The organism is Gelidibacter pelagius (assembly GCF_017581925.1).
In the GTDB taxonomy this organism is placed as follows: Bacteria; Bacteroidota; Bacteroidia; order Flavobacteriales; family Flavobacteriaceae; genus Gelidibacter; species Gelidibacter pelagius.
Genome location: NZ_JAGEVG010000007.1, coordinates 154620 through 167763, shown reverse-complemented (window position 1 = coordinate 167763; position 13144 = coordinate 154620). Strand labels below are relative to the sequence as shown.

At 37.2% G+C, this 13144-nt stretch carries 11 protein-coding genes; 6 read left to right on the top strand and 5 right to left on the bottom strand.

Going from position 1 to position 13144, the window contains the following annotated elements:
* Positions 1–445 precede the first annotated feature (445 nt).
* The 4 genes from J4051_RS07830 to J4051_RS07815 all read left to right on the top strand — a co-directional run bounded on the left by J4051_RS07830 (position 446) and on the right by J4051_RS07815 (position 4316).
* The gene (locus J4051_RS07830; protein ID WP_208233312.1) at positions 446–1024 is read left to right on the top strand and encodes a TetR/AcrR family transcriptional regulator; all 579 of its coding nucleotides are present in this window, start codon (positions 446–448) and stop codon (positions 1022–1024) included.
* 297 nt (positions 1025–1321) lie between these two features.
* A complete protein-coding gene (locus tag J4051_RS07825) occupies positions 1322–2320 on the top strand; it encodes an NADP-dependent oxidoreductase (RefSeq protein WP_208233311.1) in 999 nt (332 codons plus the stop codon).
* Between the two features lie 21 nt (positions 2321–2341).
* The gene (locus J4051_RS07820; RefSeq protein WP_208233310.1) at positions 2342–3502 is read left to right on the top strand and encodes an iron-containing alcohol dehydrogenase; all 1161 of its coding nucleotides are present in this window, start codon (positions 2342–2344) and stop codon (positions 3500–3502) included.
* A 7-nt stretch (positions 3503–3509) separates the two neighbouring features.
* Positions 3510–4316: a type 1 glutamine amidotransferase domain-containing protein gene (locus J4051_RS07815; protein ID WP_208233309.1), complete on the top strand. Its 807-nt coding sequence runs from the start codon at positions 3510–3512 to the stop codon at positions 4314–4316.
* A 174-nt stretch (positions 4317–4490) separates the two neighbouring features.
* Here J4051_RS07815 and J4051_RS07810 read toward each other — a convergent pair whose 3' ends face one another.
* The 5 genes from J4051_RS07810 to J4051_RS07790 all read right to left on the bottom strand — a co-directional run bounded on the left by J4051_RS07810 (position 4491) and on the right by J4051_RS07790 (position 11142).
* Positions 4491–4658: a hypothetical protein gene (locus J4051_RS07810; protein WP_208233308.1), complete on the bottom strand. Its 168-nt coding sequence runs from the start codon at positions 4656–4658 to the stop codon at positions 4491–4493.
* Between the two features lie 399 nt (positions 4659–5057).
* On the bottom strand, positions 5058–6164 hold the full coding sequence (locus J4051_RS07805) for a hypothetical protein (protein ID WP_208233307.1): 1107 nt from the start codon (positions 6162–6164) through the stop codon (positions 5058–5060).
* A 58-nt stretch (positions 6165–6222) separates the two neighbouring features.
* A complete protein-coding gene (locus tag J4051_RS07800) occupies positions 6223–7125 on the bottom strand; it encodes a hypothetical protein (protein ID WP_208233306.1) in 903 nt (300 codons plus the stop codon).
* A 338-nt stretch (positions 7126–7463) separates the two neighbouring features.
* Positions 7464–8708, bottom strand: a complete 1245-nt coding sequence (locus J4051_RS07795; RefSeq protein ID WP_208233305.1) for a DUF3999 family protein — start codon at positions 8706–8708, stop codon at positions 7464–7466.
* On the bottom strand, positions 8692–11142 hold the full coding sequence (locus J4051_RS07790; protein WP_208233304.1) for a DUF2339 domain-containing protein: 2451 nt from the start codon (positions 11140–11142) through the stop codon (positions 8692–8694). The genes J4051_RS07795 and J4051_RS07790 overlap by 17 nt, the downstream gene beginning before the upstream one ends.
* 591 nt (positions 11143–11733) lie before the next feature.
* On the opposite strand from J4051_RS07790, the gene J4051_RS07785 reads away from it, so the two are divergent.
* Complete coding sequence (locus tag J4051_RS07785; protein ID WP_182206759.1) at positions 11734–12303, top strand: Crp/Fnr family transcriptional regulator; 570 nt, start codon at positions 11734–11736, stop codon at positions 12301–12303.
* Between the two features lie 66 nt (positions 12304–12369).
* A complete protein-coding gene (locus tag J4051_RS07780; protein WP_208233303.1) occupies positions 12370–13110 on the top strand; it encodes an acyl-CoA desaturase in 741 nt (246 codons plus the stop codon).
* The last annotated feature ends 34 nt before the right edge of the window (positions 13111–13144 follow it).

The following is a 13144-nucleotide window of genomic DNA, read 5'->3' as shown; positions in this document are numbered from 1 at the left end:
ATCTCATTTTCCGCCACTTCAGGTTCAAAAGGAATTAGTGACAATCCGTGTAATTAGTGTCTTATAAGCTTTTTAATTTAGTGAAATAGATAGAATCCCTTATATAGCCACTTCAGGTTCAATAGGAATTTGTGAAAATCCGTGCAATTCGTATCTAATACACCTTTTAAATTAGTGAAATTGAGAAAATCTCATTTTCAGCCAGTTCAGGTTCAAAAGGAATTAGTGACAATCCGTGTAATCCGTGTAATCCGTGTAATCCGTGTCTAAAAAAAAGAAAACAGAAGCAAAAAGCCCTTAGTCTAAACTCTCTCCCGAAAACAAACCTTCTCCACTACCACATTACAGCTTATTTCTACACCGCCACTCCATAACTCCCAAAGCTCTGTTAAAAAAGAATGAACGTTCACTTTTATTTGTATCTTTGTACTCAAATCAAATTATAATGGCCAAACTTCAAAAAAGTATAGACAAACGTAATGCTCTTATCGATGCTACCATTACGTTGGTCAACAATGCCGGGTTCCATGCCACTCCAATGAGTAAAATTGCAAAAATGGCCAATGTTTCTCCAGCGACCATTTACCTGTATTTTGAAAACAAGCAGGACTTAGTAAACAAAACCTATATCGACGTCAAAGCACAATACACTGCTTTTGCTTTTAAAGATTATAAGGAAACTATGTCCGTTGAAGAAGGTTTTGAACATATATGGAAACGCATTGCCGATTTCAAACTCAACGCCTCTGAAAGCGCCATGTTCTTGTCGCAGTGTGATAATACACCCATTATTGACGAACCCAGCTTACAGGAAGGCATCAAACACTTACAGCCCCTACTCAACCTCTGGAAACGCGGGAAAGCGGAAGGCATCATCAAACCAATTTCCGATTACCTCTTATATGCTTATGCGATTAATCCCCTGTCATTTTTGATGACTGCCCAGAAACGCGGGACATTTAAATTGGATGAAAAACAGATAGAGGAAGCTTATGAAGCGGCTTGGAGCAGTATTAAGAAATAGTACTGAGTAATTAGTATTAAGAATTAAGTATTAAGACCGCTTCTCTTTTAGAATCAGGAATTAAGTGTCAAAAGTCAAGAATAAAGATGAAAGAGTAAAGAAGAAAGACTATAGACGGCTTGGGTGTTAGTAAAGTAGAATTGAGAACCAAGAATCAGGATTCAAGACAGATTGAATTTTAAGTCAAGATTGTGAAATATAAATTTCAATTTGCTGTTTCACAAACAATTAACTATCGTTAATTAAAGCGGTAATTACAATAACAATAAATAATAATTAATATAAAATACACAAAAAATGATACAGACCATTTTATTAAAAAACAGACCAAAAGGAACTCCTACGCTTTCAGACTTTGAATTTGTAAAAGAAGAAAAAAATCTAACGCCTAAGGATGGTGAAATACTTTTAGAAACCATCTACGTTTCTGTAGACCCTTATTTAAGAGGTCGTATGAGCGATGCTAAATCGTATGCGGCGCCTTTTGAGCTCAACAAACCAATATATTCTGGTGTGGTTGCCAAAGTGACCGCTTCCAAAAGCGACCACTTTAAAGAAGGTGAGTTTGTTATGGGGATGTTGGATTGGAAAACTCAGCAAATATCCTCAGGCAAAGACCTTATGAAAGTCGATGGCGAGAAAGCACCTTTAAGTGCCTATTTAGGTATTTTGGGCATGACGGGATTGACGGCCTATTTAGGGCTCACCCAGATTGGGAAACCTAAAGCAGGTGAAACGCTCATCGTTTCAGGAGCTGCAGGTGCAGTCGGATCTGTGGTAGGGCAAATAGCGAAGAACCTTGGCCTTACAGTCATTGGCATTGCAGGTACGGATGAAAAAGTAGAACTGCTAAAAAGCAAGTTTGGCTTTGATGCTGGAATCAATTATAACACCAGTAAAGATATGAGCGCAGACATTGCCAAGGCAGCACCAAACGGTATCGATATTTATTTTGATAATGTGGGCGGTCCGATCTCCGATGCGGTATTATTTAATATCAATCAATTTGCGCGCATTGTCAATTGTGGAGCCATCTCAGTTTATAACAATATAGAACTTCCTAAAAGTATCAGCGTACAACCTTTCCTGGTTAAAAACAGTGCTTTAATGCAAGGCTTTATTGTTTCGAATTATGAAGAAAAATTTCCAGAAGCCATGCAGCAGTTGGCCGAATGGTTGGCAGCGGGCAAACTCACCTACACCGAAACTGTGGTAGAAGGTTTTGAAAATATCCCAAAAGCGTTTATGGATCTATTCGAAGGAAAAAACACAGGGAAAATGGTCGTTAAAATATAAATCAGCAACTAAAACAAACAGATGAACAACTTTGAATTTAAAAATCCAACCAAAATTATCTTTGGCAAGGACAGTATAGAGAAATTATCAAATGAAATTCCTAAAGACGCTAAAGTCCTCATGCTTTATGGCGGTGGGAGTATTAAGAAAAATGGAATTTACGATCAAGTAAAATCCGCTTTGGCCGATGTGGAGGTCGTAGAGTTTGGCGGCATTCCAGCCAATCCAGAATACGCTGTTTTAATGGAGGCTTTAAAAATTATTAAGGACCAAAACATCACGTATTTGTTAGCCGTTGGTGGTGGTTCTGTCATTGATGGCACTAAGTTTCTATCGGCTGCCGCGCTTTTTGAAGGGAATAGCCCTTGGGATATTTTAGCCAAGAACATGAAGACTGAAAAGGGCATGCCATTTGGAACGGTGTTGACTTTGCCTGCAACGGGTTCTGAAATGAACTCGGGCGCGGTGATCACAAGAGCAGAGACTAAAGAAAAATTGTCCATGGGCGGGCCTGGTTTATTTCCAGAGTTCTCCATCTTGGATCCTCAGGTGATTACTTCCATTCCAGAACGTCAATTGGCCAATGGCTTAACAGACGCATTTACACACGTTTTGGAGCAATATATGACCTATCCCATAGATGCTAAATTACAGGACCGCTTTGCTGAAAGTATTCTACAGACTTTAATTGAAGTGGCACCAAAGGTGTTGAAAGACCCGACAGATTATAAGGCCGCTTCCGATTTTATGTGGAGTTGTACGATGGCCCTTAATGGACTCATTCAAAAAGGAGTTCCGGGCGACTGGGCTGTGCATGCCATCGGGCATGAATTGACGGCTTTGTTTGGTATTGATCATGCCCGAACCTTAGCAGTGATTGCACCAAGTCACTACAAATTCAACTTTGAAACGAAAAAAGATAAACTCGCACAATATGCCGAACGTGTATGGAATATTACAGAAGGCAACACCGATGATAAAGCGCATGCGGCCATAGATAAAACAGTGGCATTCTTTCACGGCTTGGGTATCGACACCAAGTTATCGGAGTATACCAAAGATTATGAAGGTACGGCTGAAATCATTTCAAAACGCTTTACAGAGCGCGAATGGTTAGGCTTGGGCGAGCATAAATCCTTGTCACCAGATATGGTTGAAGAAATTGTGAAAATGGCGTATTGATTATAAAATGAAACCATTAAAAGCAATTGCATTTATGCTTACCATGATGATGGCATCAAGTTGTAAAGATGCGAAACATCAAAACTCCTCTGAAACCGTTTCAGAAGAAAAATCAGACATTAAAAAAGAAAAAGAAATGAAGATATTATTTGTATTGACATCTCATGATACATTAGGAGATACAGGAAAAAAAACAGGCTTTTGGGTGGAAGAATTTGCCAGCCCATATTATGCTTTATTGGATAAAGGTGCGCAGATAACCATTGCCACACCAAAAGGAGGCGCAGCACCCATAGACCCAAGCAGTGATACACCAGATGCTGCTACCGATGCTACCAAACGTTTCGATGATGATGCAGAAGCCAAGGAGAAAATTGCCAACACTAAGGTTTTATCGGATATGAATCCTGACGATTTTGACGCTGTATTCTATCCAGGCGGACACGGGCCGTTGTGGGATTTAGCAAATGATACTACCTCTATTGCTTTAATCGAGAAGTTCAATACTCAAGACAAACCGATTGCTTTTGTATGCCACGCTCCTGCTGCATTGAAAGATGTTAAGGATGTTCAAGGAAATCCGCTGGTAAAAGGCAAGAAGGTCACAGGATTTACAAATACCGAAGAAGCTGCGGTGCAATTGACAGACGTCGTTCCATTTTTAGTGGAAGATATGTTGAAAAAGAACGGGGCTGTATATTCCAAAAAAGACGATTGGGCACCGTATGTCCTGCAAGACGGGAACTTAATTACAGGTCAAAATCCAGCATCATCAGAGTTGGTGGCTGAGAAATTGTTGAAGAGTTTGAAATAATAAATTTTATATAGTAAAAAGAAAAGGTTGTCTGATAAGGACAGCCTTTTTTGTTTAACACCCTTTGATTAAATATCTTGACTTAATTGTTTAAATCTCCAATCGTCTCATTCAGAGCTGATTCAATCTCTTGTCTGAGGAGTAAGAAAGTCTATGTATGGGAATCATTTCGAATTATTTGGTGATATTCCGTTTAGTAAACGGCATTATCCTTAAAATAAATGCCAAACCGATAGCGCATACGACGCCTGAAACCGTTCCGATGATTTGGTTTTCACTGATAAAGTAAATTGCTATTCCAATACTAAAAATGCCAATGCCGATGATTTGATTTCTATTCATAAGTTTAATTTTTGTGGTTTGAAGTATTCGTATTGCTCTTATTCTTTATAGAGTTATAAATTAGCTTTAACAATCCAGTTATTGTGATAAATGCAATTCCAACACTACTGCGATATTCCTTAAAAATAGTATTCGGATATAAGTTTGTCAGAGCGATTATTAAAATAACCAAAGACGAAATCCAAACGAAGACGAGGATAATAAAAGTGATTTTTTTCATTTTTTTAGTTTGTTGGGTGAATTCATGCTGTCTCCATTTTATTTCTTTACGCTAAGTAGTTTGAATGGTAATTTTCACATAATTATTGAGTTTCGGAACTAATCCGAATAATATAGACTACGATTTCAAGCAACTAATTTAATCAAAATAATCTAGGCTCTTAGAAAAATTATTTATCCTTATCTGCTACAATGACCATCTTGGAAATTTTGTTTCGTTGGGTTGTAGGAATTCAATTTTATATCTAAAAAAGTTCCTCCATTGGCAATTAAAGTACTTAATCCGCAAAAATCGCTAAGATTTACGTTGCCCTCGATTTCCAATCGACCTCCAGTAGTCTCCACATTTACTAATCCATCTAAGTTGGTTAAAACATCATTATAACCAATAGAGACGTATCCACCTATGCCCACTAATTTAGATAGTCCGTCGATATTATTTAAGCCGATGTTTCCAAAAATATCCAGATCCCCTTTCAAAAGATTGAGATTATTTAATTGATCTAAATTCTGCAAGACATCGTTGCCCCGGATACTTAATCTGTCTCGTATTGATTTTATATTGTCAAACCCTTCCAAGCTTATGAGATGATCGTTATTATTTAATTCCAATGAACCTTCAATGTGTTGTACATCGGAAAAAGCTTCTAAATTTTCAATTTTTGTTTGTGCGATTTTTATCGAAGCTGTAGTTGATCCAATCTTAGGTAGTCCATTTAAACTTTCAAGCCTTTCCATTTCCAACCAAATAAAACCCCTAAGAGTAGAAGTTACATTTCTGAACATATCTAAACTACTGATTTGATTTTGGTTGATAAAAAAATCACCTCCAATGCTGTTTAAGTTTTCAAGACCCTCCATATTCCCCAATGCATTATACTTTATGGAGAGATTGCCATCAATACTTTTTAAATTTAGAAATCCATTCAGATTTTTAATGCCATTGTCAAACAGAATTAAACTTCCACCAATTTTCTTGAGTTCTGAAAAACTTTCCGTACTTACCAGTGCAGAATTGTTTTCTAAAATTAAATCGCCACAGATTTCAGTTAAATCACTAAAAATAGACAAATTGTGAATCCAGGTTAGATTTGATAACGTTTCAATTCTCAAATAGCCTGTGATTTTCGTGTACTTATTCTTACCAAGAGCATCAACATCCTCCTGAGAATTAAGAATGATATCGCCATCAAAAATATTCTCAGTAGGTTCGAAATTATTGTCGTCAGTTGCACAGTTGATGAGAGTGAGGCAAAGAAATAAAATAAATAGGTTTTGAATTTTCATGTCGATAGGGTGTTTTTAGAGGTTAAGATTCTTTTTAAGTAGGTTGTTTTTGATGTAATTACTGATTCATAGTATTGTAATATTTAACAATCAGATACATATTTTCAATATTATATTCTTCGTTTAAAATTTTTGATACCAACGGTTGATTGTCCTCGAACAATTCGGCCCATCGTTTCTTGTTAAGAAAACCATCGAGAAGTAAGACCTCATCCCCTTTTTCTATGTATAAATAGGTTGCTTTTTTATACGTCGGAAGATTGGTCGTTAGGTCAACAGTTTTATAGATATGTTCGTATTCATATAATTTAACTCTTCCGTCCAATACTAATTTTATATAAGCACCATCCTTGTCAAAAATAACAGCTTTTCGTTTTTCCTTATGGATGTAAATATCATTATTAAATCGGTAAGAATTTATATGATCTTTTTCGATTTTGACTTTTAAATTATTGGTATCTAAAAAGTGGAATTTCCAAAATATAGGATCTCGAAATTTACCATAAATGGTATCATTGGTCTTTGTGACCAAAAAATCAGGAAGTCTTTTCTGGATGTTGACAAAACTCCCAAAGCGTTTGGCAATACTGTCTTCTGGAATTATTCGAGGCATGGACTTGGTGTAAATACCATCTTCAACGGAAGGTTTTTCATACCAATAAATGTCATCATTAAATCTTATGGTTTTGTATTCTCTCAATTTATGAGTACGAAACATAATTCTGTTTTTCGTAGACTTTGGATTTTTTTCAATGAGAAGACCGTTTTTAGTAATGGTATTTCTAACAGTGCCGTAAGTGGTATCATTTTTATGATCAATACCATAATCCAAGAATTCATTTTGAGAAAAACCGAAGAGAGGAAATACGAATGCTAGTAGTAAAAAGGTTTTATGGAGCAAAATCATAGGTAGTATCGAGTTGGGTAAAACTGCATTTCTATTATTGGGGTTATTTATCATAATACCATAAAAAGTGTTTATATGATATCGCCTCCTGAGTAGAACTGATCGATACAATATTTAATTTATGTGAGTTTTGATTCACGTAATCCAAAAGATTTTGTTTTTTATTAAATTCCGCAACTTTTAATTCATTTTTCATTTCTATAATATATTTAATTCCCACCAGTGGGTTTTATTTCCCCGAGGCTTGCCTCGATCGAAAAGACAATTCCTTATTCATACCTCCTGGGCTTTCACCCCGAGGTTCTTGATTATTTACATTATTTTTTATAGTACAGTTCGATGTCATATTAAGTATCTCTCTACAACTCAAATCACTTATTATCCAGCAAGTTCTATCCACTTTTACTCGCATTCATATCCCGCAACATATTAAAAGCGAAATACACAATCATTAGTGCTGCGATCCCAATACAGCTCCACATAAACCATGGTTGTTGCCAAAAAGACTTGGTCTTTTCAATGGTCTTTTCTGGTTGTCCATAAACAACTGCGCCAATTTCGGCAATGGGCAATGCCGTTTTTGTGGTGTTGGTGACCTCAATAATATCGTAATCAGGGAACTCCAATTGGTCGTCGCCCGCGGTGACTTTGTAACTATCATTGGCTTTTAGGGACGCAACCAAATACACAGGTTCTTGCAAAAACTGGAGTTTGCTGATTTCCAATTTAGGATTGTCCTTATTGTCAATTTCCAAATACAGATCCTGTTCAATACTCGTCGGAATATTAAAAATCAAGTCTTTATCAGATCGGATGGAAAATGCCGCTAAATGCTGTCGGTAGGATTCCACACTGCGCTTTACCTCCCGCTCTTTCAGGGTGTACAATAAAGCGTTTCTTCTGTAAAGATCGGGGGATGTGATGGTCATCCGAATTTGATCGATCACTTCCGGTCGGTCAAAACGAATATGGATTTGGGTCTTCTTCTCCTGTTCTAAAAAGTCAATGCTTTTCACTGGAATTTCTTCCATCGTTATAGGCACGATGTTGATCGTTTCAGTGTTGGCCATCCCAATCCCCAAAAGGTTGATGGGCAGCGAATGGCGATCATCAAAAACAAGCTTCAGGTATGGATAGTTGATCACAGGAAAATAGATTTCCCGATACACACTCGTTTCCCTAGGATGATTCAATTGGTTCAATTGTCCGTTGTTGACCAATCCAAACCATTCTGTTTGATCATTACTGCCTTCTAAGCTATAATTTTTACTGCCTTGATAGTTCGCAATTAAAAGCACTGCTTTTTCAATGGTTTCATAAGGATTTTTAAAGATATAGGTGGCATTGGAATCGGCGATTCTCGTATTGGAAACAATCTCAAATTCCGCGAAATCACTAGCTTTAGTCAGTTTATAGTCGGAAGCAGGTTGCACAAAATACGGTACTTGGTTGCCCTTGGCGTCCCAGACTCGTAAATCGCGCAAGTCCTGCGTAGCATACGCACGTACACTATTCGGAATGCGGATGCGGTACAAACCATCTTCTTTTATGGGCTCTATCCTACCACTCACTTGGGCGGTTTGTGCAAAAGCCATGCTTCCAAGAAGCATTATAAAAAGCTTAATCGATTTTATCATTCTCTGGGGTATTATGTTCGTCAACGACCAAAAATTTAAGTTTTTGATAGACAAATGAAATAATTAAAATGAGTACGCCCAACAGGATAAAGGCAATGATTTTTCCGGTTTCGGACACGTTGCTGATATCATAAACGAATAGTTTAACAATTGTGATGCCCAATAGAGTGAGCGCAATAATTCGTAAATGCTTGATCTGTTTTTTAATTCCAATAATCAACAATATAAAGGCCATAACGCCCCATAAAACAGGAAGTCCTGTTTTGATTATTTTGTATTTGGCAGCCGAAATCATTTCAGTTTTTGCATCGTAATCAAACCGGGTATTATCTATGGAAGCATCCATAAAATGAAGTCCTTGAATGATCACTTCTGTGCTTGCTGTGACTACAATTACAAAAATCGCTGCCCATAAAGTCCATGTCCTATTAAATACTGAAAACCCTTTTTTACCTTTATTGCTCTTGAGGAGTAAATACCATAAATATACGATTAAGATCAGGGACACCAAGTGCAGATAATAGACCAAATAAGATGCGCTACTATATCTGATATTATCTTGAATTTCTAAAAAAGGAATTCTCATGAATAGGAATGCAAACAGGACGATGTTCACAATCACCAGGATATTGACCAATTTTTTACTGACTGCATTTTTGGTTCTCTCTAATATAAAACAGAATACCGATACAAATAGTAGATGATAAAGCAAAATGATGGCCAAGAAATCATTGAAAACATAACGCGAATAGGATTGGTGCCCGACTTCAAACATGCCTACAAAATACCCAGTTATGATAGCAAGAATATTAGCAAATTTTCGATAGGACTGCGGATTGAAGGTCAAGCCAAACTTTGATAGTTTTTCTGTTTCATGACGCAATAAATAACCAACAGCTACAAATGAAGCCACAACAAATAAACCTCCAATAAAAACAGGATTTAGTACGAGCGATAGCTGATCATTGCTATCCATATATCTAGGCCAATCCATCAACAAACTGCCGAGCATTAAAAATTGCACAACAACGGCCGCAAAACGATAACTTTTAATTTGTGATTTTTGAGACAGCCACAACAATAACACCGCTTCGGCAGCCCAAAATATGGTAATATTATTGCCTGAAAATTGCACCGGAATTGCCAAGGTGATAAAGGTCAAGGTCAAGCCAATCAAGAGGTAAATAGCTGTTTTGTCCAAACCAAACTTTTTGTACAACAGCAAGGCATAACCCAAGTTCAGCACGGCTAAAAGTGCTGTGAACAGACCCTTAAACTCAGGTTTATACTCGGACAGCACCAAGATGCCAATCCCATAAAAAACAAAGTTATTGAGCGTGAGCATAACCAATTGGATCTTGGTAAAGCTGCCCTTATTACGCAAATTGTTTATGATGGTGATAACAATGAAAATCAGGTAAAAAACAAATGCGAAAATCAAAGCACCAAGATAATGAGGCTCAGGCACGTTCATTTCATTCACAACCCAACTTCCAAATAATAACATCGTGAATACAAAAGCGAGCACTTGCACCACATGCCATCTTTTAAAATAGGCCAAGGCCAAGATCCCAATGTCTAAAATGGCGATATAGGTGAACAATACAATATAGTTTCCGCTGTCGGTACTGATCATAAATGGAACCAAAAAGCCACCAATTAAAGACAAGATGGCAAGTTCCATACGATTGTAGGATAAAGAAATCAAGCAACTGAACGCTGTGATGAGAACCATAATTGCAAACGCCACCTGTTGCCCAAACAATTGGTATTCATGAAACGCAATGGCAATGGTGAAATAAAAAATAGCGATAGCGCCAGCTACCAAAACAGAACTGAATGGAGCGTATTTTTGGCGTAGCCGATGTGCGATAAATAAAACCAGACTTCCTGCTAGTATTCCAATCCCTACACGGGCAGGTTCATTGATCCAATCTTTATCGATGGCATATTTTACAAAATAACTGATGCCCAAAACCAAAATAAGAATCCCAATTTTGTTGATCAGGTTTTCACCGATAAACTTTTCAAGGTCGGGGTTTCTTTCTTTGAAGCGTGCCCATATTCCAGGTCTTGGGGGGATAACTTCTTTTTCCTCTTCTATAACCGGTGCAGATGTGTATGCAGATTGAGCAGATTCGGCAACTTCGATAGATGCAGCTGTTTCCTCTTCTTCAACCACCAACGGAATTGTTGGCCGTTCTACAGGGATTGGTTCTTCAATTATGACTTCTGGCGGTTGTACAATTTCTGGTTCAACAACAGTATCCTTTTTCTCAACAGGTTTTGCCCCATCTCTATAATGAGATAAGAGTCTATTCAGCTTGTCGTTTAAGGTGTGGAGTTTATTATTTAAATTCTGACTTTCCTTACGATACTTGGAATTCTGGACAATCAATAAAATAATAATGACAATTAGGAGGACATATTCCATAGGTTAGTTTTGGATGGCATTTAGGCAATGCAAAGACCAATTTAGCGTTTATTTTGAATGTAGGGCTCAAACTTAAACTGGAAATATCAAAAATTAGGTAATATCTGATAGGTTCAATCTTGTCAAGGTTCTGTTTTTCACGTAAAGACGTGGAGACTCAAAAGATGAAATTCAAAAAATAAAAACACAAATTAGATTGTTCCTACTCAATTTATGTGAGAAAAAAATCAGTGTCTTCGCTTAAACGGACTGTCTATTCAATGTTCCATAATTTTCCGTGTATCTCTGTAACCTCTGTGTATCTCAGTTCAATATTTCACTCAAAGAATGAAGTCACAAAAAATAAAAGCCCCCAGGCTGCCGACAGGCAGGCAAATGCCAATTAAGTTGTTCGTATTATCAATAAGTTTTGAGGTAAAATAATCAATGGAATATCTGCTAAAATCAGCCTCACCCTCCTGAACGGACGGGCAGGTCTGTGTTCCATAATTCTCCGAGCATCTCAGCGCAATAGGTATCTCTGTGCAATAGATTTGATTTTAAGGCAAAAGAGCAATATCTTTACAGGCTCAATTATTAGGGTTACAGGATTTGCAACAAATAAAAGCTTACTTAGATCAAATAGCTACCATCTCTCAATCGGATTGGGATTTTTTTACTTCTAAATTACAGCGTCGAGTCATTCCTAAAAAGTCGGTTTTCCTTAAACTGAACGAGATTGAAAATCACATATCATTTATTGAATCTGGTGTAGTTCGCTTATATATTCCCAAAGAAAATTCAGAGAAGGAAATCACCTTTGGCTTTAGCTTTAAGGACCAATTTATAAGTGCTTATGATTCGTTTTTGACACAACAACCTTCGGCCTATGAGTTGGAAGCCTTAACAGAAACGACACTGTTAAGCATCACTTATGACGATTTGCAAGCTGTTTACAAAACAACGGAAATAGGAAACCTCATTGGAAGATTAGCGGCAGAACGCTTATTTCTGATCAAATCCAAACGTGAGCAACACTTATTAAATCTGTCTGCTGAGGAACGTTATTTAAAACTCTTTAAGGAACGTCCTGAACTTATAAAAATCATCCCACTCAAGTATATCAGCTCTTATATTGGAGTAACTGCGCAAGCTTTGAGCAGAATTAGAAGGCGATTGTAACTGTATTACTTGATCTAGGTTCATTGTTTGGCAGTATATATCCCACTATCTTTGTAAAAAAAAACTATGATCATTGTCCTTTTTGTTATTGTGCTCTGGTATGGGGGCTTATTCTTTCAATCTTTCTTTTTACATCGCTATGCAGCACATCAGGTGTTTACCATGTCTAAAACCATGGAGCGGATTACCTTTGTACTCACTTGGATTTTTCAAGGTTCGAGTTATTTAAGTGCATATGGGTATGGGGTGATGCACCGCATGCACCACGCTTATACAGATACGGAACAAGACCCACATTCACCGTCTTATGATGACAATATGTTTGCAATGATGTGGAAAACAAAAAACATCTATCAGGATATCAATAAACAACGTATTGAAGTAGATCAACGCTTTACCAAGAACGTTCCTCAATGGGAGGCCTTCGATAAGTTTGCGAGTTCCCGAGTTTCACGAATCTTATGGATGGCGCTTTATGTATTGTTCTTTGTTTACTTTGTAACCGCTTGGTGGCAATGGTTATTATTACCGATTACCTTTATGATGGCCCCTATTCACGGCGTCATTATTAACTGGTTTGGCCATATTTATGGGTATGTCAATTACCAAATGAAAAATACGAGCAAAAACCTCTTTCGTTTTGATTTTTTGATGATGGGCGAAGGCTATCACAATAACCATCATAAATTTGCGAGTAGAGCAAATTTTGGAGTGAAATGGTATGAAGTTGACATGACTTATCAGATCATCCGCGTTTTGAATGCTTTGGGGGTGATTCAGTTGAAAGTGGTTCCGGTTAAGAAATAAAATCACGTTTTAAGTTAAGTTTTTTTAGACACAG